The organism is Paenarthrobacter ureafaciens (genome assembly GCF_004028095.1).
In the GTDB taxonomy this organism is placed as follows: Bacteria; Actinomycetota; Actinomycetes; order Actinomycetales; family Micrococcaceae; genus Arthrobacter; species Arthrobacter ureafaciens.
This window is the reverse complement of record NZ_SBHM01000007.1, coordinates 927,915-954,312: the sequence shown is the minus strand read 5'-3', so window position 1 is coordinate 954,312 and position 26,398 is coordinate 927,915. Positions and strand designations below refer to the sequence as shown.

Sequence of the window (26,398 nt, the reverse complement as noted above, 5' to 3'; positions counted from 1 at the left end):
GCCTCAAAAGACGCCAAAAGCCGGGTGAGACTGCCCACCCGGCGGCGTGATCCTGCTCGCTTTACGGTGCGTCTGTCTTGGCGATGTAGACGTCACACGGTGCCGTGTGCGCCACCGTGTTTGCCACGCTGCCCAGGACCCTTCCGATGCCCTGCATGCGTCGGTTGCCCACCACAATGAGCCGCGCATCGTGGATCTCGGCTTCTTTGACCAAGGCCTCCCCCGGCTTACCGCGGGCAGAGGAGTAGGTTACTTCCAGCCGGTCGTCGGCAAGTTGCTCGGCCACGGCCCGGGCTACTGCCTCGGCTTCGGCGGCGTCGGAGACGATCCATCGATCGGTTCCGATTTCCACAACCTCGGTCCGGTTGGTGTCAAAGGCGCTGACGACGCGCAGGTTGGCGCCGAGCCCGATGGCCAGCTGCTGGGCCGCTTTCGCCGCCCTCAAGGCGGTCTCGCTGCCGTCAACTCCTACAATGACTACTCCGGTCATAGCGCTGCTCCTTCATTGCTGGCTTGGATGGCCTCTGCAAGCACAGGTGCCAGGCGGCGTACGCCTTCGGCAATCGTATCCGGGGGCACGGCACTGAAGGCCAGGCGCAACTTGTTGGACGGGCCGTCCGCGGGTGAAAAGGCCGCGCCGGGGATGAAGACAACACCGGCGTCGATGGCTTTTCCGAGGAGGGGATAAGTGTCCACACCCTCCGGCAGGGTCACCCAAACGAAGAAGCCACCGTCAGGCCTGGTCCAGGTAAGGCCTTCGGGCATGTGCTCGTCCAAAGCAGAAAGCAGGGCCCGGCAGCGCTCCGCGTACAACGCCCGGTAGGTTTCGATCTGGCCGCGCCAGTCGAACTCGCGGATGTAGGAGGAAACGAGCATCTGGTTGAGGGGCGGCGGGCAAAGGGTGACGGCCTCGGAAGCCAAGTAGAAGCGTCGCTGCAGGTGGGCGGGGACCAAGGCCCAGCCGATGCGCAAGCCGGGGGCAAAGATCTTGGAGAAGGAGCCCAGGTAGATCACGTCATCCGGGTTCGCCGCCCGCATGGGTGCGATGGGGTGGCCGTCAAAGCGGAGCAGGCCATAGGGGTTGTCCTCGAGAACCAATATATTCGCCGCGCGGCATATTTCGACGATCCGCTGGCGCCGCTCTGCGGCCAGCGTAATGCCTGAGGGGTTGTTGAAGTTGGGGATGGTGTAGAGGAACTTGATGCTCTTGCCCTCAGCCTGAAGCGAAGCGATCCTGGCCTCGAGCACCTCGGGGACCAGGCCGTCGTCGTCCATTTCGATCGGTTCCACCTGCACCTGGTAAGCCTCGAATGTGTTCAGCGCGCCGACGTACGTCGGATTCTCAACGAGCACCACATCGCCGGGATTGCAGAACACTTTGGTGGCGACGTCCTGCGCAGACTGTGAACCGGCGGTGACCACCACGTTTTCCGGCCGGGCATCGTTGATGCCCTCTGCGGCCATGACTTCGCAGATTTGTTGGCGGAGCTCTTCGGTGCCTTGCCCGCCGCCGTATTGCAGTGCGGTCATTCCTTCCTCGGAAATGATCCGGGCCGCCGTCTGTCCCAGCTTTTCCAGCGGAAGCGATTGCAGGTACGGGTTGCCGCCGGCGAGGGAGACCAATCCGGGCTGCATGGAGATGTCGAAGACGTCGCGAACCGCTGACTGCTTGATGTTGGCTGCGCGGGCTGAAAACAGTCCCTCGTGCGGATGGGCCGCAGTGGCTGCCCGTTCAATGGCATCGATTGCTTCGGCGGGAAGAGTGGTGTCGGCATTCAATGTTTCGTGGGTCACACTGACAGGATACTCCCGAAGGTTGTCAATAGTGCAACGTTTGTTTTCAACCAATCGGCTGGCCGGGGCTTTACGGAGTCAACCCGAACGGCTGGAATGTACTCATGACTTCGCACCAAGCATCCGTGACCAAGGCCGAGCAGTTCCATAAACTTCACCAGGCGGGTCCCGCGCCGCTGATTTTGGTGAACGTCTGGGACGCAGCCTCGGCCAAGGTGGTGCAGGAAGCGGGTGCGACGGCGATCGCCACCTCAAGCTCCGCCATCTCCTGGAGTCTGGGCTACCGGGACGGCGACCACGTGCCGTGGGGCCTGGCGATGGCGGTCCTGGGGCGCGTCGTGGCGGCGACAAGCCTGCCGGTCACCGCGGACATCGAAACGGGCTACGGACGTTCTGACGACGAACTCCGCGCCACCATCAACGCGGTACTGGACGCCGGCGCCGTCGGAATCAACATCGAGGACTCCGGAACCGAACCGCTCGCGGATATAGCGGAACAATCCCGCCGCATCGCCCTGATCCGGGCCGCGGCGGATGAACGCGGGATCCCGCTCTACATCAACGCGCGCACTGATACGTACTTGTCCGGGGCCTATCCCGATGCCGCTTACGAGGAGACGCTCGCACGCGCGGCGTCATACCTGCAGGCGGGCGCCGACGGCATCTTCGTCCCGGGCGTCTTGGATCTCCACACTTTGCACCAGCTTTCCGCAGGTATTGCCGCGCCGCTGAACGCGTTGGGCGGGCTCGGCGCGCCTTCGCCCATGGAATTGCACGACGCCGGCGTACGGCGCGTGAGCATAGGCGGCAACACAGCGAAGGCCGCTTATGCCAAGGTGGCCCGCGTCGCCACAGAAGTTCTGGGTGACGGCAACTGGTCCTGCCTGGCGGGCACCCGCAGCCATGACGAAATGGACGCGCTGTTCGCGGCGGCCCCGAAGTACGTGCCCTGATGCGGGCGTCGCCAGTGCAAGCGAACGACGGCGGCACGCGCCTTTAATGTCAGACCCCACCAATAGCTTGGAACAAGAGAAGGAGCCGGTAACCGGGCTCGGATAGCGGGCAACCAGGAGGATGGATGGCGAGGCGAAGCGTCCAGTTTTGGCGCATTGCGCAGGTGAACGGCGATGACCTCGGCCGTCCGTTTCCGGCGCGCCGGCTGGCTGAAGTGCTTCAGCAGGCTCGTCACGCGGGCACGGACCGGCACTACGTGTCCCCGGATGGAACCGTCCTGGTAGCCCAGGCTGTCGCCTTTACGCCGCATCCGGTCCTGCTGCTTGACCGGGTGCGGGACACCAACCTGCCCAGCGTCGGGGATCCATCGGGCCGCCGCAAGCCGTTGCCGTTGGCCCCGGGGGACCACCTCCTGGAAACCACCTATTTCGCTTTCTTGAAGCGAAACGTCGTGGCCGTGCTGACGAGCGGCAACGGCCCCCGCGCTTCGCGGATGGGGGAGTACCTGGAAGGGATGCTGGGCTTGGATCCCGGTCTGGTTCCGGTGGTGCGCGAGGACGTCGAGGAGATTCTCAGCCGGCTGGAAGTAAGCCGTTTTGAGTTCGCGCTGCCGGCCGAGCGTTTATCCGGAAAGCTCATGGAAGGCGAGTGGGCCGATGTCCTGGACAGCGCGTCGAGGCTGATGACCGAGGGCACGTTCCGGATCTCGCTGAGCGTCGGCCGGTCCGGCAAGGCCGCAGACAAACAGCGCATCCGCGAACGGATCCATCAATTGATCGAGCAGTTCCGGCACGCGGGATCCGTGGAACATTTCGATTACGTGGTGGCCGAGGGCAAAGATTCACTGACGGGCGATCGTGAGGTTGTCGATCTGCTCAAGGAACGGTTCATCTCGCACGTTGAGGTGGATGCGGATGCCTTCAATGATCCCGCCAAATCCGTTGCCCAGGCGGTTTCCATACTTAACAAGCAAGCGCGGGACAACGAGGAATTCTTCGCACGGACTTTGCCCGAGGTCCAGGGCTCGCCTGACACTGCCCTGGTGCCGGACCTGATCGCAGGTGGGATGGCTGCGGTGCGCGAGGCCATGGCTGCGAAAGAAGCCGCCAGTGCTGGTGTGTCGACGCCAAGCGTCACGGCGGATTCCCGGGAAGGGGGTGCCGGGCATGAGCTTGTACGAGGTTGATGTGGAGCGGCGCGGAAGGCGTCGAACCCTGTGGCGGTGGTTCCTCCTCCATCCGAGGGCTGACTACCTCTGGGCCTTGATATTGGTGCTCCTGTGGATGGCTGCTGCTTTGCTGTTCCGGCAGCCTCTGATCCTGGAGGGCGTCGGACCCGGTGCCCGCCGGACGCTGTTCCAGACCCTAGCGACGATGGCCGGTGCCACAGCCGGCCTCACGCTGACCAGCGTCTCCATGCTGATCAACGTCCTCGGGAAGAAATCAGCGCCCGGCCAACGTGAACTGCCGTTGGAGAAGCTCACCCCCACGCACCGACGCCAAATCGGTGAGGTGTTCCTGTTCGCGATCCCCGGGCTCGGACTGCTCCTGATCGCTTCCCTTATCACTGTGGTCCTCGAAGGTGATGAATCGAGGGGGCTCTGGATCCCGGAAGCCGTGGTTTTCGTCTTTGCCTTCGCTTCCGCGCTGGCGTTGCTCAGGGTCGCGTGGGCGCTCCGTCGGGTCCTGGCCATTGCCACCGGATGACCGCCGCCCACGTCACCGCAGGCTCAGTGCGACGTCCAAGGTCATGCCGTTGACGTAGATTTCGGCACGCGTTGCACCGCTGGCAGCCACCACGGTGTGCGTGAGCTGCGCTTCGATCCGGGGGATGTCGCACACGCCGCCCGGCCGGATGGACCCGCCCAGGTTCACCACCACCGTGGAACCGCTGACATAACCGGAGACGAAGTGCAGGGAGGAGGCCGCGAGGGAATCGTAGAGTGCGGCGTCGTTGTCCACGGGCAACCCTGCGCCCAACAAGCGGCCGAGGGCCACGGTCAAAGGATCGCCGGATGACGCCGGACCGCGGACTGGGACAAGGCTGTCATTGCAGCCGAACCGCACACCGCGGGAACCGCCGTCGTTGATGGCCACGTAGTAAACGGCAGGGCCGGGCTCCACCTGCGGGGGCACTACCGCTGCCCGCGCGGCCTCGCCGCCCGCTGAGGGGCTGGCTGATGGTCCCGGGGAAGGCTCCACGGCGGTGCCCGGGTCGGCCGGGCTGCTGGCGCCTTGGCTGGTGTCGGTCGGGGTCGAAGGACCTGGGACCGCGCCCGTTCCGCCCCCGCCCGACGCGCCGCCGCCCGTTCCGGCCGCGCTCGTAGCGGCCCCGCTGGACACAGCACCGCCCGATCCCGGAAGCGGGCCGGGGGCTGAGGGCTGGCCGGGATCACCAGAAGGAGGCAGGTTCCTGGGGGTGGTATCCGGCTGCGGTGTGGCAGGCGAAACTGGCGGGGCCAGGCTGTTGCTGACGGGTTCGTCCGGGTTCTGCGGACCGGTAGAACCTGCTGCCGAAACGAATGGCGTGGAGGAAGGCGAAACCGCCTCAGGCGACGCCGTGCAGCCGGCCACGCAGCCGGCCACCCACGTACTGAACAACAGGCAGGCGGCTGCGATCGCCGTCGTACTCTGCAGCCCCAGCCCGGCACGCATGACAGCCCCACACTCCTGTCCGTTCACCTGTCCTTAAACGTTAGGCCGCCTTGCAGGTGGGCAACATGCCGGTACGGTGACGGTTCGGACAAGACTCGGTCACGCGGGGCGGGAACGGTGTGGAAAACGGTGCCGCTAAACGCAAAGTGCCCCCGTCCTGTCCGGTAGATGTGGACGGAACGGGGGCACCAGGAAGAGTGACTAGGCTGCGGCTGCTTCGTCATCCTGAACGGCGGTCAGCGGCTCGAAGATGCCCTTGATCTGTTCCACGACCTCGGCGTCGTCCTTCGGGTGCAGTTCGGCGAAGCGGACCATGGATCCCGGCACGGCGAGCTTGACGTCTTCGAGGACCTTGGCGCCGGCGATGCCGACGGCCTTGCGGGCTTCGTCCTGCGCCCAGACGCCGCCGTACTGGCCAAAAGCGGTTCCGACGACGGCGGTCGGCTTGCCTGCGAGAGCGCCGGCGCCGAACGGGCGGGACAGCCAGTCGATGGCGTTCTTGAGGGATGCGGGGACGGTGCCGTTGTGCTCGGGGGTGACCAGGAGGAGGGTGTCAGCATTGGCTGCAGCCTCGCGGAGGGCGGCGGCTTCGGCCGGAACCTGGCCGTCGACGTCGATGTCCTCGTTGTAGAACGGGATGTTGCCCAGCGAGCCGTGGATCTGGACGTCAACGTTCTCCGGAGCGTTCAGCGCGATGGCCTCGGCGAGCTTCTTGTTGTGGGAATCAGCACGGAGGCTGCCGACGAGGGTGAGGACGGTGCTCTTGGTCATTGTGGTCTCCTTGGTAGGTTTTGGGCCTTCACCGATACTAAACGGACCACGGTCCGCTTTCTATTCCCGGGGTCTAGAATGACTCATGTGAGCTTCATCCCACTCCGGCCCGACGTGCCTTCTGAATCGCCGCACGAACGGCGAGACGCCGCGCGCAACCGGGAGCGCCTGCTGAGCGCCGCACGCGAGCTGGTAGATGAGTTTGGCGCTGAAGCGCTCACCATGGATGCGCTGGCCTGCAAAGCCAAAGTGGGCAAAGGGACGGTGTTCCGGCGCTTCGGCAGCCGGGCCGGACTGATGATGACCTTGCTGAGCGACTCCGAATCCGAATTCCAGCGCGGCTTCATGTTCGGGCCGCCGCCGCTGGGCCCCGGCGCGCCGCCGCGGGACCGCCTGGTTGCCTTCGGTGAGGGTCGGATTTATTTCATTCTGGAGAACGGTGACCTGTGGAAGGCCGCGGGTGCTTCCACCCGGAACCGTTTCGAAGCTCCACCCACCGCCCTCGCGCACCGGCACGTGGAGATGCTGCTGCGGGAGGCGGGCATTCCCGATCCCTGGGTGATGGCGATGGCCTTGATTGCGGCCCTGGACCCTGACCGGATCGTCAATGACGTGCGTGTTCACGGCATCTCGCCCAAGCGGCTCACCGATTCCTGGGGTGAGCTGGTCCGCCGTCTCGTCCCGTCAGCCTGACGGCTGCATCCGGGCACGTTCAGCAAGGGAACGCGCCCTGTCGGCTGCGGTGAGGCAGGGCCGGTAAGTGGCATAGCACCTCCATTTATGACGCAGTCTGCTCATAACGATCTGGCTGCAGGGGTTAAGACGGGGCGCAACGGGCCAAATATGAAGCAGTTATTGTGGTAGTTTTCCTTGTGAATGTGACCCATGCCATACATGGCCGGTGATCACTGAAGGGGTTTTGGGGTACACATCCCTGCGCCAATTCGTAGCTGACACCGGCCACCGCCGGTAACCGCGGAAGGACCAGCTTTGAGCTTTGCCACGATCAAGGGCAGCCGCCCGACATGCTGAAATATCTGCTGAAGCGGTCGGGAATCTACCTGATCATGATCTTCCTGACCACCAGCGCGGGATACTTCCTGGCTGTCTCTACGCTCAAGCCGGCGCTCCTCGAGCAGGAAAAGATTCCGCGGCCCACCCCGGAACAGGTATCGGCGTCGTTCAGGGGACTGGGATTGGACCCGGATGCCAACCCGTGGCAGCGCTACGTGGACTGGCTCGGCGGCATCATCACACGCTGGGATTGGGGCCGCAGCCCGAACGGAGCGTACGTCAACGCCGAGTTCGCGGACCGCGTGATGGTCTCCACCCGGCTCTTCATCGCCTCCATCATCCTGACCCTCATCATCGGTGTTGCGCTGGGCGTCTACTCGGCAGCCCGGCAGTACAAGTTCCCGGACAGGGTTATCACCTCCTACAGCTACTTGGTCCACATTCTCCCCGCGCCGATCGCCTACTTCCTGGTGCAGCTGGGTGCCATCAGCGTCAACGAGGCGGTGGGGGAGCGCATCTTCTTCGTGACGGGAATTTCGACGCCGGGAATAGACCCAGGCTGGCCGGCTTTCGTTGACCTTGTGGCCCACTACGCCGTGCCCACCTTCGCGATGACCATCTTCGGTTGGGCGGGATACCAGATTGCGCAGCGGCAATACCTGCTGGACAACGTCAATGCCGACTTCGTGCGGACAGCCCGCGCCAAGGGCCTCACCCGCAACCAAGCAATCCGCAAACACGCGTTGCGGGTGTCCTTCATTCCGGTAGCGCAGAGCATCGCGTTCACCATCCCGGCCATCTTCACGGGCGGTTTCTTCGCCGAAGCGATCTTCGCGTGGCCCGGCATCGGGCTGTGGAGCATCCAGGCGATCGGCCTCCAGGACGTTAACGTCGCCACGGCAACCCTGGCCTACGGGTCGGTGATCTTCGCGATCGGCGCCATCCTGGCCGACTTCGCCACCACACTGGTCGATCCACGAGTGAGGGTCCAGTAATGAGCAACATCATTGATCCCATCGCCGAAATCGACGAGTCCCGCGTTGCAGACCAGGACGTGGTGATCGGCAAGTCGCGCATCATCTTCCGTCGTTTCATGCGGAACAAAACTGCCGTGGCCGGCCTCGTGATCTTCCTGGCGCTGTTCCTCTTCTCCCTGTTTGGCGGGTTCCTGACCCCGTGGGACAAGGACACCATCGATCCCCTCAACATCGGAATGGGGCCGTCGCCCGAGCACTTCTTCGGCACCACCCAGGCAGGCATCGACCTCCTGGCCCTGATCGTGGACGGCACCAGGACCTCGATCTTCATCGGATTGATCGTTGGTGGCCTTTCCGTGCTGATCTCCGCTGTCTATGGCTGCACCATGGCGTTCTTCGGGGGCAAGGTGGACGCCACCATGCTGTTCATCCTCGAAGCGTTGATCATGATGCCCGCCATCCTGGTTGTCGCCGTCGCCACCAACGGCGGTGGCGGACTCAAGAACCTGCCCAGTTGGCTGCTGCTGATCATCGTCCTGCTGTTCTTCAGCTGGATGGGCACCGCCCGCTTGGTGCGGTCCTTGTCCATGTCCCTCATGCAGCGCGACTACGTCAAGGCCGCCAGGTACATGGGCGTCCCTTCCCGCAGGATTGTGTGGCGGCACCTCGTCCCCAACATTGGCTCCCTCCTGGTGCTCGACTTCACGCGTGGCATCACCGGAGCAGTCCTGGCAGAAGTAGCTTTCTCCTTCATCGGCATCGGCATCAAGCTCCCGGACGTCAGCCTGGGTGTCCTGATCGGCCAGGCAACAGGCCAGGTGTCCTCCTTCCCGTGGATGTTCTGGGTTCCGTTGGTGGTCATGTTCCTCCTGACGGGTTCGCTGGCCATGATGAACGACGGCCTCCGTGACGCTTTCGACCCCAGTTCCAGTTCCATCGGCCGGGCCAAGCGAAACTCCGGCAAAGCAGTCGAAGCTACACAGAGCTCAAAGGGAGCCAGCAAATGAGCACCAACATTTCCCAGAGTCCCGCGGAACGGCTCCACGATGCAGGCCTCTACGCTCCCGGCGACGCGGTCCTCAGCGTCCGCGACCTGAACGTCCGCTTCAACTCGGAAAACGGTGTTGTCCACGCTGTCCGCGGCGTTGATTTCGACCTGATGCCCGGCAAGACCCTGGGCATCGTGGGCGAATCCGGTTCGGGCAAGTCCGTCACCTCCATGGCGATCATGGGCCTCCTGCCGGAAACGGCGGACATCACCGGGTCAGTCCGATTCAAAGGCAAGGAACTCCTGGGCCTGAGCGACAAAGCCATGTGCAAGCACCGCGGCAATGACATCGCTATGGTGTTCCAGGATCCGCTCTCCTCGCTGACGCCCGTCTACACGGTCGGCAACCAGATCATCGAGGCGCTCACGGTCCACAACCCCACCATGAGCAAACAGGCCAAAGAAGCCCGCGCCGTCGAACTTTTGCGGATGGTGGGCATCCCGAGTCCCAAGGACCGGCTCAAAGCCTTCCCGCACGAATTCTCGGGCGGTATGCGCCAGCGCGTCATGATCGCCATTGCGATCGCCAACGATCCGCGGGTGCTCATCGCCGATGAACCCACGACGGCGTTGGACGTCACCATTCAGGCGCAGGTGCTGGAAGTCCTTCACACCGCGCAAGAGGAAACCGGGGCCGCCGTCGTCATGATCACGCACGACCTCGGCGTCGTAGCGGGCATGGCCGACGACATCATGGTCATGTACGCGGGTAAGCCGGTGGAAACCGGCACCGTGGAGGACATCTACTACAACCCCCGGATGCCCTACACGCTGGGTCTCCTGGGGGCAGTGCCCCGGGTGGATACCGCCACCAAACAGTCGCTGGTGCCCATCGAAGGGACGCCGCCCAACCTCACGTTGCCCGTCACCGGTTGCTCCTTCGCCCCCCGCTGCCCGCTGGCCAGCGAGGAATGCCTGGATGGCGAGCCAACCCTGTGGCCGGTGACGGCGCCCGATGGCGCAGTTGTCCAGGGCCACCAGGCAGCCTGCATCAAGTCGGAGAAACTGGCCGGAGACGCCGACGCGCACCGCATCTTCAAGGCGCCCCCGCTTCCGGTATCGAAGTTCGACGGCGTTCCCCGCGTCGAGCGGGAAAAGGTCCTGGAACTCAAGGACGTCAAAAAGCACTTCCCGCTGCTCAAAGGTGCCCTCATCAAGCGCCGGATCGGCACGGTCAAAGCCGTGGACGGCTTGAGCTTCGACATCCGCGAAGGTGAATGTCTCTCTATCGTGGGGGAATCGGGCTGCGGCAAGACCACCACCCTCCTGGAAATCATGGAGTTCCACCCCGAGCAAACGGGCGAGGTGGTGATCGGCGGCGTCAGCAACAAGTCCGCCACGGACAACAAGACCAAGATGGCCATGCGCAAGGAAATGCAGATGGTCTTCCAGGATCCCACCGGAGCCCTGGATCCGCGGTTCACCGTGTACGAGGTGCTGGCCGAACCGCTCGAGAACCTGGGCATGCCCAAGGCGGCGGTCAAGAAACGGATCATGGAACTCATGCGCCTGGTGGGGCTGCAACCGGACCACGTGAACCGGTTCCCCAACCAGTTCTCCGGTGGCCAGCGGCAGCGCATCGGCATCGCCCGGGCGCTCGCGGTCAATCCGAAGCTCGTTGTCCTGGACGAGCCGGTGTCCGCGCTGGATGTCTCCGTGCAAGCCGGCGTGATCAACCTCCTGGACCAGCTCCGCGCCGAACTCGGCCTGAGCTACCTGATGGTGGCACACGATCTCTCCGTGGTCCGGCACATCTCCAACCGGGTGGCCGTCATGTACTTGGGGAAGATCGTGGAGACCGGCGACGTGGACGACGTCTTCGACAACCCCCGGCACCCGTACACAAGGGCCCTGCTGTCCGCGATTCCCGTGCCGGATCCGGAAGTGGAACGCACCCGCGAACGCATCATCCTCGAAGGTGACCTGCCCAGCCCCCTGGACGCCCCCAAGGGATGTAATTTTGCGACTCGCTGCCCCGTATTTGCAGCGCTTCCACCGTCCAAACAGGAGAAGTGCCTTAATCTGGAGCCGCCCTTGGCCTCAGAAGGGCAACAGGAGTTTGCATGCTTCTTCCCGGATGGAGAAATAGATGCCGACATGCTGGTGGTGCATGCCTGACGACACATGACGCATTGAAAAAATCCCTGGTCTCAACTCGCAATGATTTTCCAGTCGTAAACATGAAGGGCACACCATGAAGAAGTACACGACGATCGGCGGCGTAGCACTGGCAACAGCGCTGATGCTGACCGCCTGCGGCGGGGGAACGCCGTCGGGTCCGGCCTCCCAGAAGGCCGAAGAAGCAGGCGGCGACATCAGCAAGCTGATCAGCGTCAACGCCAAGGAAGCCAAGGACCTGGAGCAGGGCGGCACGGTCACCCTGGCCGTGGGCAGCATCGGCCCGGATTTCAACGGCTTCTCCAACGTGGGCAACAGCGCGGACACGTCCGCACTCATGACCCCGGTGAACACGGCCTCCATTAACAGTGGCGGCATCGGCGGTTGCTGGAAGCTCGACTTCGACGGCAAGGCAGAGCCGAACAAGGACTTCTGCGAAGAGGTCAAGAGCGAAGTCAAGGATGGCAAGCAGACCATCACCATCAAGATCAACGACAAGGCTACGTGGAACGACGGCACGCCGATCGACGTCAAGACGTTCGAGAACACGTGGAACATGCTCAAGGGCGAGGACACGTCGATCGACATCGTAAGCGCCGGTGCTTATGCGTTTGTTGACTCGGTCAAGGCCGGAGCCAATGACAAGGAAGTCATCGTCACCACCACCCAGCCGGTCTACCCGCTGGAAGGCCTGTTCTTCGGCCTGATCCACCCGGCCATCAACACCCCGGACATCTTCAACAAGGGCTTCGCCGGTGAGATGCACCCCGAGTGGATGGCCGGCCCGTTCAAGGTTGAAAACTACGACACCACCGCCAAGACCGTCACCATGGTTCCGAACGACAAGTGGTGGGGCCAGAAGCCTGTTCTCGAGAAGATCGTTTGGCGCCAGATGGAACCCAGCGCCACCATCGCAGCTTTCAAGAACGGCGAAATCGACGCAACCAGCGGCCGTACCCTCGGCCGTTACAAGCAGCTCGAAGGCACCAAGGATTCCGAGGTCCGCCGTGGCCAGCGCCTCTTCGCAGGTGGCCTGAACCTCAACGCCAAGCGTCCGGCCCTCACCGACGTCGCAGTACGCAAGGCGATCTTCACCGCCGTCGACCGCAAGGCCATCCGCGATGTCCGCTTCAACGGCCTGAACTGGTCCGAAGAGAGCTCGGGCTCCATGATGCTCATGCCGTTCTCCGAGTACTACCAGGACAACTACCCCGTGAAGGAAGGCGGCGCCGAGCAGGCCAAGAAGGTCCTGACCGACGCCGGTTACGCCCCGAACGACAAGGGCATCATGGCCAAGGACGGCGTCCCGGTTGCCTTCAGCATCACCAACTTCGGTGACGATCCCACCACCGCCGCCACTTCGCAGACCCTGCAGAAGCAGCTCCAGGCTGCGGGCATGGACGTTTCCATCGACCAGCGCGGTGACGCCGACTTCGGCAAGGTTGTTGGCGGTCGCGAGTTCGATGTGACCATCTCCGGCTACACCGTTGGCCCGGATGCCACGGACGCAGTCAAGCAGTACTACGACTCAGCCACCAACGAGAACGGTCTGGGCGACGCCGAGCTGGACGCCGAAATCAAGCGTCTTGCAACCATTGCCGACGACGCCGAGCGCAACAAGGCCGCCATGGAGGTAGAGAAGAAGCACATGGAGAAGTACTTCTCCATGGGTACCGTCCTGAACGGCCCGGAGATCCAGTTCGTTCGTACGGGCCTGGCCAACTACGGTCCGTCCCTGTTCAAGAGCCTGTCCAACGTTCCGGACTGGACCACCATCGGTTGGGAAAAGGGCGCCAAGAAGTAACCCGTCAAGCCTGATCTGACTGATCTGCTTGATCTGACAGTTTCGACAGGATCTGAACGATCTGCTTGAACTGAAGAAGGCCGGGATTTCCCGCAGCCGCTGGTGTGTGCCACGGCCCGCGGAGGAGTCCCGGCCTTCCCCATGCGTTCCTCTATCACATCCCACCCCCTTTCACCGATCGCTCTCCCACATCACGCCGCGTTTCGCCGGTCCTTCTCTCACATCCCACCCCCTTTCACCGATCGCTCTCCCACATCCCGCCGCGTTTTGGGCATCCTTCTCTCACATCCCCCTCACAGGACGTGCTCCCGCTCCGGGGCGGAAAGGCGTTCTGTACATCATGTACATCTCGGACACCATCAACCGCGCTGCCTACGGGCACGAGCGCATCAGCGTCGCACGTCGTGGCAAGGTTGCGGCCGTTTTGATCGGCGCCCAAGATCTGAAACGACTTGAACTACCCGAAGATGAGGCGGACCTGCGGGCTCTCCAAGCACGACGGCACTCGAATCGGTCTTGACGAGATGCTGAAGGAGAACGGCACTAACCGTTGACCGTCTATCGAATCGAGTTCACCGCAGCAGCTGCTAAGCAGATCCGTAAGCTCGACCCGGCTATCAGGCGACGACGTCTGCTGGGCATTTCCGACCTTCGGGACGATCCGCGACCCCCGAGTGATTTGCGAAATAGAGGACAGCGAGCTGGTTGTTGTCTTCCGGTCAGCGCACCGGCTTGAGGCGTACTGAACTGCCCGGCACGGCGTTGCCCATCAACGTGTACGGCTCCCCGATGTCCCACCGACTCCCCGGATAGCGCCCGCCCAGATAGAGCGTCGCTGAAAAGGGGTGGGGAAGTGATAGAGGGTCCGTCGGGAGGGGTGGGGAAGTGATAGAGCGTCCGTCGGGAGGGGTGGGGAAGTGATAGAGCGTCCGTCGGGAGGGGTGGGGAAGTGATAGAGGAAGGCCCGGGAGGGGGCGGGAAGTGAAAGAGGATCGGTAGCCTAGGCACATGGCTTCCTCACCGATCCGTACCGCTGTTGCCGGCTTTGGGTTGTCCGGCAGCGTCTTCCATGCCCCGTTCATTGATGCCCACCCTGCTTATCGGCTGAGCATGATTTCCACGTCGGACCCCGGCCGCCAAGCGCTGGCGCACACGAGGTACCCGCAGGCAACGGTGGTCCAAACACCGCAGGACATCCTCGACGCGGCCGGGCATCTGGACCTCATCGTCCTGGGCACACCGCCCGCAACGCACTTTCCACTCGCGAAAGCAGCGCTGGAAGCCGGCCTCGACGTCGTCGTCGACAAGCCTTTCACGGTGCGCAGCGCCGAAGGCGAGGAACTCATTGACCTTGCCCGCACAGCGGGCCGGGTCCTCACCGTGTACCAGAACCGCCGCTGGGACGGCGACGCGCTCACCGTGCGGAAACTGCTCGACGCCGGGACGCTGGGTTCAGTGACCCGGTTCGAGGTGGGGATGGAGCGCTGGGCCCCGGAGATCTCCAAGGCCTGGAAAGCCGGCGCCACGGCGGAAGACGGGGGAGGCGTCCTGTTCGACCTTGGCACCCATGTCCTGGACCTCGCCGTCCAGTTCTTTGGTCCCGCCCGGGTCGACTACGCGGAGATCACGGCCCGCAGGCCGCAGGAACGGGCGGACGATGACGTTTTCCTGGTCCTCCGCCATGAGTCCGGCGTCGTGACCCACGTGACGCTGAACCTCAACAGCCACCTCCACGGCCCGCGCTTCCGTATCCTGGGCACGGACGGCGGCTTCGTGAAGTTCGGAACCGACCCGCAGGAACCCTTCCTGCTGGGAGGCGGCCTGCCCACGGACGCTGACTACGGCGTCGAAGATTCCGCGAAACACGGAACGCTGGAAGTCAACGGCAAAAGAACTCCTGTTCCCACCGAGCGCGGCGCCTACCCTGAGTTTTACCGCCTGCTTGCGGAGAAGATCGACGACGGCGGTGCGGCCTCCGTGCTTCCCCCGCCGGTGGATCCGGCTGGCTCCGTAGAGGTGCTGAAGTTGATCGAGCAGGCGAGGGAGATGGCCGTTTAGCCAACCTCGGCGCTTGCGACCAAGGCGTAGATCGCTTTGAGGTCCTGATTGTCATCCGACGCCCGGCAGCTGCCTGTGAGTTGGACGACGTCGGTTGCCACATCCTGCTGAACCACTGTCACCGCCGTGAACTGGGTCAGGGAACCGGCATCGGGATGGGTGTACCGGGCCTCCCTGATGTGCCAGTCCCTGCCGTTGATCACCACGGGCTCGGTGCCCAGCAGGACAGCGTCCGGGAGGGTGGAAAGGAAAGCATCCACGGACTTTGCGATGTCCTTCAATCCATAGTCCGGGGTGCGGCGGGATACTGTGATCACCACATTCGGGACGTAGCTGCCGGGGACCGCCGGGCCCATCAAAGCTCCGACGGCGTCAGGAACCACCCGGGGCGTCCAGCCTTCCGGGGGATCCACCGCGATGGAAGGGAATGCCGGGAAGGCTGTTGACGGGAAAAGCTGTGTGGACGGCATGGGTGCCCTTCGCGCTGGGAAGTGGTTACTTGGACAGGAACTCGACGAATCCGGTGACTGAATCCTTGAAGCCGGACGGGCTGATCTTCACTTCGGCCCCGGCTCCGAGGCCCAGTTCCGCGGTCACCTTGGCACCGACGCCCAACGTGAAGCCGTCTTCGTCCATGGAAGCCTTGAAGGTGTAGCCCTCCCCGGCGCCGGCGGCAACAGTCCCGGAGGTTGAGAGCCGCTGCCCCAGGAACTCCACGTACTGCGACTGGGTCAACTCGGCGCCGACGCCTGCGCTCGCGGCCGAGCCTGTAACGCCGTCGGCCTTGCTGCTGCTGACTTCGGCGCTACCGGCACTTGCCCACGCGCCGCCCCGGATTTCCCCGCCTTGGCCTACCCCGAAGAGGCCTCCGGCAAACTCGGTCTCATTGGTCATGGTCACCTTCTGGCCGGCGAAGGCCTCGCCGCCGCCTCCGAAAAGGAACGGGCCGGCGTTGGCGTGCGCGCTGGCCTCGGCGCCTGTCATGGCCCGGACGGTGGAGGTGTTGTTGACCCAGCCGTCGAAGAATTCGCTCTTGGTGGTGGTGATGTTCTCGATGCCGACGAAGGCCTCGCCGGTGGCCTTAAGGGCCGGGCCATCCAGGAAGTTGAAGCCGAACGGGATGTGTCCGGTGATGCTGCCGTTCCCGCGCGCACCGGCGAACGTTTCGTTGGTGGTTACGGTCTTGACGGGCCCGAACTCCCCGCTGCCTGTAATGACGAACCGACTGCCTGCCGATCCGTCCGCGGACACCCCGAATTCCACTCCGGCGGGACCGAGCGAGCCATGTGCTTCGCTGCTGCCTTCCACGCCGGTAGACCCCTCCGCGCCGACCGTCAAGGGGCCCACGGTGACGGGGTCAACGGTGAAGCCGTTGGAGTTGGAGTAACTGCTGCTGGCGACGAACGCGTCCCCGCGTGAGGCCAGCTCCTGTTGGGTGGCGTTCGTCCGGAGGGTCCTGGCATTGGCCCTCAAGCACGCGGCGGCCGCTGCAAGGCGCCGGGAGAGCTCGCTGTTCCACTGGCTTCGGAAGCGGTCGGCGTCCTGCCCGCGCCAGTAGCGGCCGTCATGGACCAACGACGTTAGTTGCCGTTGAAGTGCTGCCATCTTGTCCGCCTCGGCGTCCATCACTTGGGACAGCCGCCGAAGATCCGCGACGTCGGCGCCAATCAAACCTTGTCCCACAACAGCTCCCCCTGCGTTGAAAGTTATCCGGCCGCAGACAAGGAGTTCAGCAAGGCCGTTCTCCGAGCCTAGCCGTCGGCAGAGGGGCGCGCGATGGGCAGTTCTCTCCTGTGGGTTTCCTTCTCCGTCAAAAAGTTTTTCACCCATGCGTAACCTCGCCGGGGTCCGTAGCGATGTAGAGGGTGTGCGGGCCGCGTCCGCACCTTGATCATCCGGCTGCGGACACGTCGCTGCCGGGGCAATCTCCCAAACTTTCGGAGGGTCTTCAATGTCCTTGTTCTCTGTCATCGCCTCGAGCAAAGTCGCCGCGAGCGTCCTGGCCGCCGGAGCCGTAGCCGCCGGTGGAACCGGCGTCGCTGCAGCCAACGGCGCGCTCCCCACCGAGCTCCAGCAGAGCGCCCACGAGCTCGTTGGCGCCCCTGCCCCCGCCGCAAGCCAGGCCACCGAGCAGGCCACCGACGCAACGGAAGCCGCTGCTGCCAAGGCGACTGACGCCGTCGAGACCGCCAAGGCTACGGCCGAAGAGGCGAAGGCCGCCGGTCAGGACAAGGCCGCAGACGCAGTAGCTGCCGCCAAGTCCGCTGCGAACGACGCCGTCGCCGCCACCCCGGAAGCATTTGGCCTGTGCACCGCGTTCGTCAACGGCGGACTGAAGCCGGACACCAAGATCCCCGGCTACGAATCGTTGGTCATCGACGCCGGCGGCGAAGCCAAGGTTGAGGCCCACTGTGCCGCTGTTGTGGACGCCGGCAAGGCCGCGGGACTGAAGGCTGACGCCACAGCAAACGCCGACGCCGATGCTTCCGTTTCGGCTGTAGTCCCGGCCGTTCCGGCTACTCCGGCAGTTCCCGGCACGCCGTCCGTACCGGCAACTCCTGCAGTTCCCGCCACTCCTGCGGTTCCCGCAGCTCCGGCACTGCCTTCCCAGGTTCCCACGGACCTGCCCGCAGGCCCTGGTGCAGCGCTCGATTCTGTCCGCTAAGCACCTGGCAGCTACGGTTTAAGGGCGGGGCTTCTTGCCGGATCCGAGCGATCAGGCACGGAGCCCCGCCACGTAACGGACGGCAGCCGCAACGGTTTGGGGGCTGTAACGCGTCGCTGCGCTGCGCAGGATGGAGGCATCCGCGGGTGCTGAACCCATTGGTTGAAGAGAATGTCCAGGCAGACCAGGACGATCCTGGCCTGCTTTTTACCGCTGCCTACAACACCTTTTCCGGACCCGTCCTCGGATACCTTCGGGCCCGGGGTGTTGAGGATGCGGAGGCCGTGACGCAGGATGTGTTCCTGGCCCTGTACCCCAGGATCCCCACGCTTCAGGGCGGCCTGCAAGGGGCAAAGTCGTTGTTGTTCTCCATGGCCCATGCGCGGATGGTGGATCACTACCGCCGGCGGGAGCGCACCCCTGACGCGGCCCCCTACGATGCCGACCTTGACCACCGCAGCGCACCTTCGGCCGAGGAACAGGCTGTCGGCGGCCTCGGGGCTATCCACCTCTTGGAAGGACTCCCCGACGATTACCGCGAAGTCCTGGCACTCCGCGTGGTAGCCGACCTGTCCGTCGAAGAAACAGCGTCCATCATGGACAAGTCCCAAGGGGCCATCAAGCAACTGCAACGCAGGGCACTGACCGCGTTGAGGAAACAAGCATTGGCGCAGCGGACACCGCAAAGGAACGAGCACGCATGAACAACCATCCTCAGCGGCAACGCCCGGAGGCCTCCGTTGACCGCTTCCTGGCAGATTCCGGCGTCGACGATGCTGCGGACATCCGCACCGAACTGCTGGAGCTTCGTTCGCTCGCGGCCACCAATCCGGCGCCGTCGGACGCTGTGCGCGCGCTGATGACCGGCAGTGCAGGCGCGCAGGAAACCACGACGGCGGTACTCACCGCAGTCGACACTTCACCGGATGCGTCGGCGGCAGCCGCAACGGAACCGGGCACGACCCCAAGACCTGCTGTCCGCGACGAACTGGCCCTCCGCCGTCGTAAGCGCCGCGCAGCCTTCACGGGACTTGCCGTGGCGGTTTCGCTGGCAGGCGGCGCCACGGCCGCCGCTGCACAAGAGGGCGGAATCGCGGGAACATTCCAGCACTGGGGTGCGGCCATTGGCTCGGTAGTGGACCAGTTTGCGCCCGCTCAGGCTCCTGCCGAGGCGCCCCACGAGGAAGAGCCGGCAGGCGTCCCCGTTCAGGACTCACACTCGCCGCAACCCGCATCGGGCGTCCCCGGAGAATCGGCCGGCACCGTTCCGGGAGGCGGAGCCACGCCCCCAGCAGCGCCCTCATCCGGACCCGGGAAACCCAACGGCAACGAACAGGCGAAGGAACCCGCCCGGCCGGCGGTTCCGGGAAATGCACTCCCGCTTCCCGCCCCGCCCGTCAGCCCGGAAAACCTCCCCAAGCTGGATCCACCGAAGGTTGAACCGTCCGACATCCCGGTGCCGGTTCCCACGCATGTTGTTCCGGAGGTCCCCAAGGCTCCGGCCAACCCCGCCAAGTAGCCCCCAACCCTGCGAAGTAGCCCCCCGCGAGATGACAATTAATGCCAATGTTTCCCTCAAGCATTGGCATTAACTGCCATCTCGGTAGGGGCGCAGCGGGGTGAACAGACGACGGCGGGGTACTGCTTCCGTAGAAGCAGCACCCCGCCGTTTTTCTTGCCCGGGTTTGCTCAGCCGTTAGGCGGAGACCAGGGTGTGCCAGTCCTCAACGAGGGGCAGGTTGTGCGCCTCGGAGACGGAGTGGTGAGCCACGTGGCCGGCGGCGATGTTGAGGCCGGCTGCGAGAGCGGGGTCGCGGTCGAAGGCGGCCTTGACGCCCAGGTTGGCCAGGGCAACTGCGTAGCGCAGGGTGACGTTGGTCAGTGCGTACGTGGAGGTGTTCGGAACAGCGCCAGGCATGTTGGCAACGCAGTAGAAGATCGAGTTGTGGACCTTGTACGTCGGTTCCTGGTGGGTGGTGGGGTGCGTGTCCTCGAAGCAACCGCCCTGGTCCACGGCGATGTCCACCAGAACCGAGCCCGGCTTCATTCGGGACACGAGTTCGTTGGTGACCAGCTTGGGAGCCTTGGCGCCCGGGATCAGGACGGAACCGATGACCAGATCTGCGTCGACAACTGACTTCTCGATCTCGTAGGCATTGGAGGCAACGGTCTTCAGGCGGCCCTGATAGAGGGCGTCCAGTTCACGCAGCCGGTTGATGTTGATGTCCATGATGGTCACATCAGCACCAAGTCCCAATGCCATGGCAGCGGCGTTGGTTCCCGCAACGCCTGCGCCGAGGACAACAACCTTGGCCGGGCGGACGCCCGGGACGCCGCCCATGAGGATGCCCTTGCCGCCGGCGGGGGCCATGAGGGAAGAAGCACCAACCACCACGGAGAGGCGGCCTGCAACTTCGGACATCGGGGCGAGCAGCGGGAGGGTGCGGCCTTCCTGCACGGTTTCGTAGGCGATTGCGGTGACGCCGGAGTTGATGAGCTCGGCCGTGAGCTCGGGCTCGGCGGCCAGGTGCAGGTAGGTGAAGAGGATCAGGCCCTTGCGGAAGCGGTGGTATTCCGCCTTGATGGGTTCCTTGACCTTCATGACCATGTCCGCGCGGGCCCAGACATCGTCGGCGTCGTTGACGATTTCCGCGCCGGCGATCGAGTATTCCTCGTCGGTGATGCCGGAGCCGAGGCCTGCACCGCGCTCTACCAGGACGGTGTGGCCGTGGGTGCGGAACTCGTGCACGCCGGCGGCCGTGATGGCTACGCGGAATTCGTTGTTCTTGATTTCCTTGGGGACGCCAATGATCATCTGGGGCTCCATCGTCAGCGGCCTCTTAAGGCCGGTTTTTGTGCTGTGGGCTGTGCTTCCAGAATAGGTCCGGCTGTGAGGCAGGTGACATGGACTGGTGTGGATCCGGCTGCGGATTCCGCGGAATACCAAGGGCTGTGCTCGACATTTGTCGAGAAGCGGAGCGTCAAGTGTCGCCTGCTGTTGGTACGCTTTCTTGATGCAGCAGGACGTTGAACAACTCGTCGAACGCGTAGCGCTAAAGCTGGGCAGGGGATTGTCCCTTGAGGACCTTGATGGTGTCCTCCTTGCATACAGTTCCAACCAGTCCCACGCGGACCGCGTCCGGGTGAATTTCCTGCTCAGCAAGCGTGTGCCCAGCGACGTCAGCGCCTGGCAGCTTTCGCACGGTATCGCGACGGCGGTCCGTCCCGTTGTGATTCCGGCCAACCCTGACTTGGGCATGCTGGGGCGCGTTTGCGTACCGCTGTTGGTGCGCGGCTTCCGCGTCGGTTACCTGTGGGTGCAGCAGGACCTTGAGGAGCAAAGTGCGACGGCGATCCTCACCCAACTGCCCGGCGTTCGTGACGAGTTGGACCTGCTTGCGGCCTTGCTGCTGGACTCGAACACGGCGGAGTCCGAGTTCCGCCGCCGGAGGGAGCAAGAGTTCCTCTCCGCCTGTGGAGGGGAATCCAACGCGGTGGCTGCGGTGGCCGGGTGGAAGGAGATCCAGGGCAAGGGCCCCTGGCAGGTGGTGACCATCCTGGACGCCGGTGGTGCCGGGTCCGGCGTCGATCCTTTGGACGCTACCTTGACCCACCGTTCCGCGGCGCTTCAGTCCACCATCGGCGTCGATGTTGCCCTCTTCAGCGCCGGGACCGAGACGCATTCGGTGGTCCTCTTCCGTGAATCGGGCGGCCGGGCCGTTCATGCGCAAGTGCTGGTGCATTACCAACTGGAGTTGGCCAAGCGTGCCGGCCGTTCGGTGGACCGCATCATCCTAGGCATCAGCGAACCAATACAGGTGATCCGGCAGCTTGCGGGAGCGTACCGGCAGTCGAAGGTGGCTGCCCAGGCTGCGGCTGTCGAACCGTCGCTGGGAGAGCTGGTGGACAGCCGGTCGGTGGGGGTCTATCAACTCTTCGACCGCCTGCAGGCGCCCGGCGGTTGGGACGATACGGGCTCCGTCCACTACAGCACCCTTGAAGGGCAGGATCGAAACGGTGAGCTCCTGCCCGTCCTGGAGCTCCTCTACGACAACGACGGTTCGGTGCAGGATGTCGCCGCCAAACTCCATCTGCATCGCAGCAGCATTTACAACCGGCTCGGCAGGATCCGCCAACTCATTGGAGCCGATCCCCTCAGTGGTGCCATCCGGCTGGAGCTTCACGCCGCGCTGAAGGCCCGGCGCTGGGCGCTCAGGCCACGAATCTAAAGGCGCCACAGGATGAACTCCGATGGACAGCCCCTGCCCGTACGCTTAGGGTGAGAAAGCGGTTTCTCGCAGGATTAGTAACTAGGGAAACCGTTCCAAGCGGGACCTGTTACCAATGCGAAAGGGGGCGGGGTGGGCGGCGTCGTTTCCGGCATCCTCATCATTTCGGCAGTCATTGCCGTGGGCTACCTGGCCGTCCGGTGCAAACTGCTCGCCCCGGAAGTGCAGGCTGCTCTGACCCGCACCGCCTTCTACATCACCAACCCGGCGCTGCTCTTCACCGTGGTGGCCGGGAGCGACATACGGGCCGCGCTCGGCGTCGACGCCCCGCTGGCCCTTCTGTCTGCTGCCGCGATGGGCCTCATGTACTGCCTGCTGAGTTTCCTCTTTTTCCGACGGTCCGTTGCCGAAACGGCCGTGGGAGCCATGGCCAGCAGCTATGCCAATGCCAACAACATCGGGATCCCCGTTTCCCTCTACGCGGTGGGAACGGCCCAGCACGTTGCCCCGGTCCTGCTGGTGCAACTCCTGGTCCTGGCGCCCTTCTATGTCACCATCCTTGGTGTGGCCGGAGGGGCGAAAATTCCCTGGAAGCGGGTAGTGCTGCAGCCGTTGGGGAATCCCATGATCATCGCGTCAGCGCTGGGTGTGGTGGTGGCGTTGACCCGGTGGGAGGTTCCGGAACTGGTCCAGCGGCCCATCGATATGTTGGCCGGAGCTGCCGTTCCCATGGTGCTGCTCGCCTTCGGGATGTCCTTGGCGGGCCGCGCTCCGCTGCAGAAGGGCGACGGCCGGGTGGAAACCGTGGTGGCGACGCTCCTGAAACTCGTGGGGATGCCCTTGGTGGTCTGGGCGCTGGGGCGGTTCGTCTTCGGGCTCGAAGGGCAGCACCTCCTGGCGGTGGTCATCATGGGTGCGCTTCCCACGGCACAGAATGTGTTCCTTTTCGCTTCCCCGTACGGCCGTGGCACTGTTGTTGCGCGCGACGTCATCCTCCTGACCACAGTGCTCTGCGTGGGGGCCTTGCTGGTGGTCGCGTGGCTCTTGGGGTAGCGAAACATGTGACCGACCCGGGGGCGGAAGAGCCGGGTGGCAGAACAGTCGGGTGGCAGAACAGTCAGGTGGCAGAACAGAAGGCAGGAACCCTTGCTGGGTCCCTGCCTTCTTGGCTTTTTTGCGGCGCCCGTCAGAAACGGCGCAACCGCTGGTGGCTCCAGCGGCCCATCCGATGGCGGAAAGTGGCCGTCCGGCTGCTGCAGCAGTACCGGCCGTGCCAGCCGATGTGGGTAGTGGTGCGGGGCATGCGGGTGCTCACTTGAGGACCCCCTTGGCTGCGTCGAGCAGGCCGTCCACGTCCAGGCTCGGAACCTCCGTCGGTGCGCTGGACTTAGGGGCGGAGCCCGGCTTCGGGGAGTCGCTGGGCCGCGGCTTGGAAGTCTGCGTCGTCGTCGGCGTGGGCGTTGGGGTGGTGGTTGGCGTCGTCGTCGTTGAAGGCGTCGTGCTGGGCGAAGGCGCCGTGATGTTGTCCGACGGCGGTGCCGGCTGACTCGGAACGGGCGACGTCACGCCCGGTACCGGAACCACGGCCGAAGGGGCGTTGGACGGAATCCACTTGGGGTCGGCCAACGAAACCTGCGGCGTCGGAGTGGACGACGGCGGTGCTGCCGCTGCCGGAGAGGCTGCTTCGACTGCGGACTGCCCGGTATCCGTCGTAGCGGCCGACGTCGAGGACGCGGTGGAGTAGGACGGCGTCGGGCCAGGAGTGGCCGAGCCCGTTGCCCGGCCTTCGCCGGAATTGTTAGCGCCACTGGCCTGGTTTTGGGTGTCCTGGCCGAAGATCGGCAGGTCCATGGCTTGGCTTACCGTTCCCACCGTGAGGACCAGGCCCAGTGCTCCGGCGACCACCGCCATGCGCTGGCTCATGGTCTTCACGGACGCTGCCTTGGTCAGGACGGCGTGGGGTTCCTTGGTGAAGGATGAGGAAGCAAAGGAACCAAAGGCCGACTTCGCAGCATTGCGTCTTGCAGCGGCTCGTCCTGCCGCAGGGCGTGCGCCGTCGTGTTGGCCCCGGGCGGTCTTGCGACTGGCCAGTCCGGCGGCGGCTGTAGCGTCAGCGGCGATCCGGGCCGGCGTCTTGGGCTGGGCGGTCCCGGCCTCGGCGGCAACGTGCGCCGAAACCACCGGAATAGCGGCAGTCGCGGGCTCGGCCTCAGCGGCAGGCTCCGCCGGCGTGGCCTTCACCACGGGGATGGCAGCCGTGGGCGGCCCGGGCGTAGTGGACTCCGAGCGCGGAGGAGCGGCAACTACCGGGATGGCTTCGGTGCGCGGCTCTTCGGTGGGGGATTCAGCGGGGGTTTTGGAGACGGACTCTGCACTCGGTGCAGCTTCCGGAGCCACGACTGCCTGGGCCGCGCGCTCGCGTTCCATCGCCCGACGCTGCGCTCGTGTCATGGGCGCAGCGGTGGGGTCGGTTGCGGTGGCGGGTGCCGCCGTCGTGCTTTCCATTTCGGTGGCCGGACCGCTGGGCTGGGCCCGACGGCGTCCGGTTGGCTTGGTGGGCTGGCCGTCCCCTTGGGCACGGCGCGGCTGATCCATGGTTGGGGACATGGTGTTTGCCTCTCAACGCCTGCGAGGTTAGCTGTCGGGTTCGGACGAGGCCGTCCGGCCGCACGTGGCGGCTTCACCCCAAGGGCCTGCGGGGAACAGGCCCGGGAACTCTGGGTCCCCCGTCTCTGCCGCGGGTCTGGCGGGATTCCGGGATGCGGCAGAGCTCGGCGTCAGCCCGGAAGCGGCCCAGCGGAGATACGGGTCGCCCTACGAAGTTACAGCAGCAGGGAAGTAAAGTCACATTAATGTAACGGACGGTACATGAGGGCCGGCAGCGCCCGCGCTGACGGACGGACGCGCCACACACCGTCCACATATCCCTGGTGAGCACTAGCTTTCGGCGTCTACCGGTCGGTAGACATGAGCTATGGACCTACCCGTGATGCCACCCGTTTCGCCCATGCTCGCCAAATCCGTGCCCAACATTCCTGAGGTTGGGCACTACGAACCCAAATGGGACGGGTTCCGGACCATCGTCTTCAGGGACGGGGATGACGTCATCCTGGGCAGCCGGAACGAGAAACCCATGACCCGGTACTTCCCTGAGCTGGTGGAGGCGTTGAAGAAGAACCTGCCGGAGAAATGCGTGGTGGATGGCGAGATCATCCTTATTTCCGGCAACCGGCTCGACTTCGAAGGACTGCAGCAGCGCATCCACCCCGCCGACAGCCGCGTCCGGATGCTTGCAGAGAAGACGCCGTCCTCCTTCGTCGGGTTCGACCTCCTGGCCCTCGGGGACGAAGACCTCACTGCCCGGCCGTTCTCCGAGCGCCGTGCTGCGCTGGAAAAGGCGCTCGCCGATGCCGAGCCGCCCGTGTACGTGACGCCTGCGGTCACCGACCTTGAGCGGGCACAGGAATGGTTCGTGCAGCTTGAGGGAGCAGGGCTCGACGGCGTGCTGTCCAAACCGCTCGACGGTACCTACCAGCCGAACAAGCGGGTGATGTTCAAGACCAAGCATGAACGGACGGCGGACTGCGTGGTGGCCGGTTTCCGTTGGCACAAGACGGCGGACGTCGTGGGGTCGATGCTGCTGGGGCTCTATGACGATTCCGGCAAACTCCACCACGTTGGAGTGGTGGCCGCCTTCCCCATGGCGAAGCGGAAGGCGCTGGTGGCCGAGTTGGAACCGTACCAGGTGGAGATCGCGGACCACCCCTGGGGAGAGTGGGCCAGCCAGGAAACCGGAGCGGCGGTTGGTTCGAGGATGCCGGGGGCCCAAAGCCGCTGGAGTGCCGGCAAGGACTTTTCTTTTGTTCCTCTGCGGCCCGAGCTGGTGATCGAAGTGGCGTACGACTACATGGAAGGAGACCGGTTCCGGCACACCACGCAATTCCGCAGGTGGCGGCCGGACCGGACTCCTGAAAGCTGCACGTACTCACAGCTGGAGGAGCCGGCCGACTATAACCTCGGCGAGATCCTCAAGCTGCACTAGGGGAGCTCTATTCCTCGTGCCCTTGGTCCATGCTCATGCTGTCTTCCGCTGGAGGCGTTTCTCCCGGGGGTACTCCGCCGCCGGGTTCAAGCCCTGTGACGTTGCCGTTGTCCGGATCCGGGTTCGCTGATGCGGCGGGATCGCGGTCTTCGTCCTGCCTCATGTCCGGGTCCTCGTGGATGCTGTCGGGCTCGGCCGCGCCGGACACTCCGAAGGTCTGCGGATCGTCTTCCGGGTCATAGCTTGTCATGGTCAAACCCCTTCCTAAGC

The 26,398-nt window shown here is 64.5% G+C and carries 24 protein-coding genes and 1 riboswitch; of the genes, 15 read left to right on the top strand and 9 right to left on the bottom strand.

Going from position 1 to position 26,398, the window contains the following annotated elements:
- Positions 1–61: 61 nt before the first annotated feature.
- Together AUR_RS08615 and AUR_RS08610 are read right to left on the bottom strand one after the other, a co-directional pair.
- Positions 62–490, bottom strand: a complete 429-nt coding sequence (locus AUR_RS08615) for a universal stress protein (protein ID WP_021473001.1) — start codon at positions 488–490, stop codon at positions 62–64.
- Positions 487–1,794, bottom strand: a complete 1,308-nt coding sequence (locus AUR_RS08610; RefSeq protein ID WP_062098433.1) for an aminotransferase-like domain-containing protein — start codon at positions 1,792–1,794, stop codon at positions 487–489. The genes AUR_RS08615 and AUR_RS08610 overlap by 4 nt, the downstream gene beginning before the upstream one ends.
- A 104-nt stretch (positions 1,795–1,898) precedes the next feature.
- Here AUR_RS08610 and AUR_RS08605 point away from each other — a divergent pair, with 104 nt between their 5' ends.
- The 3 genes from AUR_RS08605 to AUR_RS08595 all read left to right on the top strand — a co-directional run bounded on the left by AUR_RS08605 (position 1,899) and on the right by AUR_RS08595 (position 4,454).
- Positions 1,899–2,747: an isocitrate lyase/PEP mutase family protein gene (locus AUR_RS08605; protein WP_062098431.1), complete on the top strand. Its 849-nt coding sequence runs from the start codon at positions 1,899–1,901 to the stop codon at positions 2,745–2,747.
- Positions 2,748–2,872: 125 nt separating this feature from the next.
- Positions 2,873–3,934 (top strand): hypothetical protein, encoded by a 1,062-nt coding sequence (locus AUR_RS08600; RefSeq protein WP_062098429.1) that lies wholly within the window; start codon positions 2,873–2,875, stop codon positions 3,932–3,934.
- Entirely contained in the window at positions 3,915–4,454 is a 540-nt protein-coding gene (locus AUR_RS08595; RefSeq protein WP_062098427.1) for a hypothetical protein, read from the top strand. The genes AUR_RS08600 and AUR_RS08595 overlap by 20 nt, the downstream gene beginning before the upstream one ends.
- A 12-nt stretch (positions 4,455–4,466) precedes the next feature.
- On the opposite strand, the gene AUR_RS20515 is transcribed toward AUR_RS08595, so the two are convergent.
- A complete protein-coding gene (locus tag AUR_RS20515; protein ID WP_241650888.1) occupies positions 4,467–5,429 on the bottom strand; it encodes a hypothetical protein in 963 nt (320 codons plus the stop codon).
- Between the two features lie 174 nt (positions 5,430–5,603).
- Positions 5,604–6,173 carry an NAD(P)H-dependent oxidoreductase gene (locus tag AUR_RS08585; protein WP_021473007.1) on the bottom strand — a complete coding sequence of 190 codons (570 nt, stop codon included), beginning with the start codon at positions 6,171–6,173 and terminating at the stop codon, positions 5,604–5,606.
- 87 nt (positions 6,174–6,260) lie between these two features.
- On the opposite strand from AUR_RS08585, the gene AUR_RS08580 reads away from it, so the two are divergent.
- The 6 genes from AUR_RS08580 (at position 6,261) to AUR_RS08545 (ending at position 15,192) form a co-directional block, all read left to right on the top strand.
- Positions 6,261–6,866, top strand: a complete 606-nt coding sequence (locus tag AUR_RS08580) for a TetR/AcrR family transcriptional regulator (RefSeq protein WP_021473008.1) — start codon at positions 6,261–6,263, stop codon at positions 6,864–6,866.
- A 332-nt stretch (positions 6,867–7,198) separates the two neighbouring features.
- The gene (locus tag AUR_RS08575; protein WP_062098423.1) at positions 7,199–8,182 is read left to right on the top strand and encodes an ABC transporter permease; all 984 of its coding nucleotides are present in this window, start codon (positions 7,199–7,201) and stop codon (positions 8,180–8,182) included.
- The gene (locus AUR_RS08570; protein ID WP_128397114.1) at positions 8,182–9,171 is read left to right on the top strand and encodes an ABC transporter permease; all 990 of its coding nucleotides are present in this window, start codon (positions 8,182–8,184) and stop codon (positions 9,169–9,171) included. The genes AUR_RS08575 and AUR_RS08570 overlap by 1 nt, the downstream gene beginning before the upstream one ends.
- A complete protein-coding gene (locus AUR_RS08565) occupies positions 9,168–11,330 on the top strand; it encodes a dipeptide ABC transporter ATP-binding protein (protein WP_021473011.1) in 2,163 nt (720 codons plus the stop codon). Before AUR_RS08570 ends, AUR_RS08565 begins: the two co-directional genes overlap by 4 nt.
- A 76-nt stretch (positions 11,331–11,406) precedes the next feature.
- Positions 11,407–13,134 (top strand): ABC transporter family substrate-binding protein, encoded by a 1,728-nt coding sequence (locus AUR_RS08560; protein WP_021473012.1) that lies wholly within the window; start codon positions 11,407–11,409, stop codon positions 13,132–13,134.
- A 1,008-nt stretch (positions 13,135–14,142) separates the two neighbouring features.
- Positions 14,143–15,192, top strand: a complete 1,050-nt coding sequence (locus AUR_RS08545) for a Gfo/Idh/MocA family protein (protein WP_062098419.1) — start codon at positions 14,143–14,145, stop codon at positions 15,190–15,192.
- On the opposite strand, the gene AUR_RS08540 is transcribed toward AUR_RS08545, so the two are convergent.
- Both AUR_RS08540 and AUR_RS08535 read right to left on the bottom strand, forming a co-directional pair.
- Positions 15,189–15,662 (bottom strand): hypothetical protein, encoded by a 474-nt coding sequence (locus AUR_RS08540; protein ID WP_062098417.1) that lies wholly within the window; start codon positions 15,660–15,662, stop codon positions 15,189–15,191. The genes AUR_RS08545 and AUR_RS08540 overlap by 4 nt on opposite strands.
- A gap of 25 nt (positions 15,663–15,687) precedes the next feature.
- Entirely contained in the window at positions 15,688–16,875 is a 1,188-nt protein-coding gene (locus AUR_RS08535; protein ID WP_128397113.1) for a hypothetical protein, read from the bottom strand.
- 268 nt (positions 16,876–17,143) lie between these two features.
- Here AUR_RS08535 and AUR_RS08530 point away from each other — a divergent pair, with 268 nt between their 5' ends.
- From AUR_RS08530 to AUR_RS08520, 3 genes are all read left to right on the top strand, one after another.
- The gene (locus AUR_RS08530) at positions 17,144–17,857 is read left to right on the top strand and encodes a hypothetical protein (protein ID WP_062098413.1); all 714 of its coding nucleotides are present in this window, start codon (positions 17,144–17,146) and stop codon (positions 17,855–17,857) included.
- Between the two features lie 146 nt (positions 17,858–18,003).
- Complete coding sequence (locus AUR_RS08525; protein ID WP_062098411.1) at positions 18,004–18,561, top strand: RNA polymerase sigma factor; 558 nt, start codon at positions 18,004–18,006, stop codon at positions 18,559–18,561.
- Entirely contained in the window at positions 18,558–19,376 is an 819-nt protein-coding gene (locus tag AUR_RS08520) for a hypothetical protein (protein WP_062098409.1), read from the top strand. The genes AUR_RS08525 and AUR_RS08520 overlap by 4 nt, the downstream gene beginning before the upstream one ends.
- 177 nt (positions 19,377–19,553) lie before the next feature.
- On the opposite strand, the gene ald is transcribed toward AUR_RS08520, so the two are convergent.
- Positions 19,554–20,672 (bottom strand): alanine dehydrogenase, encoded by a 1,119-nt coding sequence (gene ald / locus AUR_RS08515; protein WP_021473020.1) that lies wholly within the window; start codon positions 20,670–20,672, stop codon positions 19,554–19,556.
- Positions 20,673–20,871: 199 nt separating this feature from the next.
- Between ald and AUR_RS08510 the strand changes: the two genes are divergently transcribed.
- Both AUR_RS08510 and AUR_RS08505 read left to right on the top strand, forming a co-directional pair.
- A complete protein-coding gene (locus AUR_RS08510) occupies positions 20,872–22,086 on the top strand; it encodes a PucR family transcriptional regulator (protein WP_241650887.1) in 1,215 nt (404 codons plus the stop codon).
- 132 nt (positions 22,087–22,218) lie between these two features.
- Positions 22,219–23,139, top strand: a complete 921-nt coding sequence (locus tag AUR_RS08505) for an AEC family transporter (protein ID WP_062098405.1) — start codon at positions 22,219–22,221, stop codon at positions 23,137–23,139.
- Positions 23,140–23,397: 258 nt separating this feature from the next.
- Here the strand turns inward: AUR_RS08505 and AUR_RS08500 are convergent, their stop codons facing one another.
- Positions 23,398–24,693, bottom strand: a complete 1,296-nt coding sequence (locus AUR_RS08500) for a hypothetical protein (RefSeq protein WP_062098403.1) — start codon at positions 24,691–24,693, stop codon at positions 23,398–23,400.
- A 2-nt stretch (positions 24,694–24,695) separates the two neighbouring features.
- Positions 24,696–24,845: riboswitch (cyclic di-AMP (ydaO/yuaA leader) on the bottom strand.
- A gap of 215 nt (positions 24,846–25,060) precedes the next feature.
- On the opposite strand from AUR_RS08500, the gene AUR_RS08495 reads away from it, so the two are divergent.
- The gene (locus AUR_RS08495) at positions 25,061–26,128 is read left to right on the top strand and encodes an ATP-dependent DNA ligase (RefSeq protein WP_062098401.1); all 1,068 of its coding nucleotides are present in this window, start codon (positions 25,061–25,063) and stop codon (positions 26,126–26,128) included.
- Between the two features lie 7 nt (positions 26,129–26,135).
- On the opposite strand, the gene AUR_RS08490 is transcribed toward AUR_RS08495, so the two are convergent.
- Positions 26,136–26,378: a DUF6480 family protein gene (locus AUR_RS08490; RefSeq protein ID WP_021473025.1), complete on the bottom strand. Its 243-nt coding sequence runs from the start codon at positions 26,376–26,378 to the stop codon at positions 26,136–26,138.
- Positions 26,379–26,398: the final 20 nt, after the last annotated feature.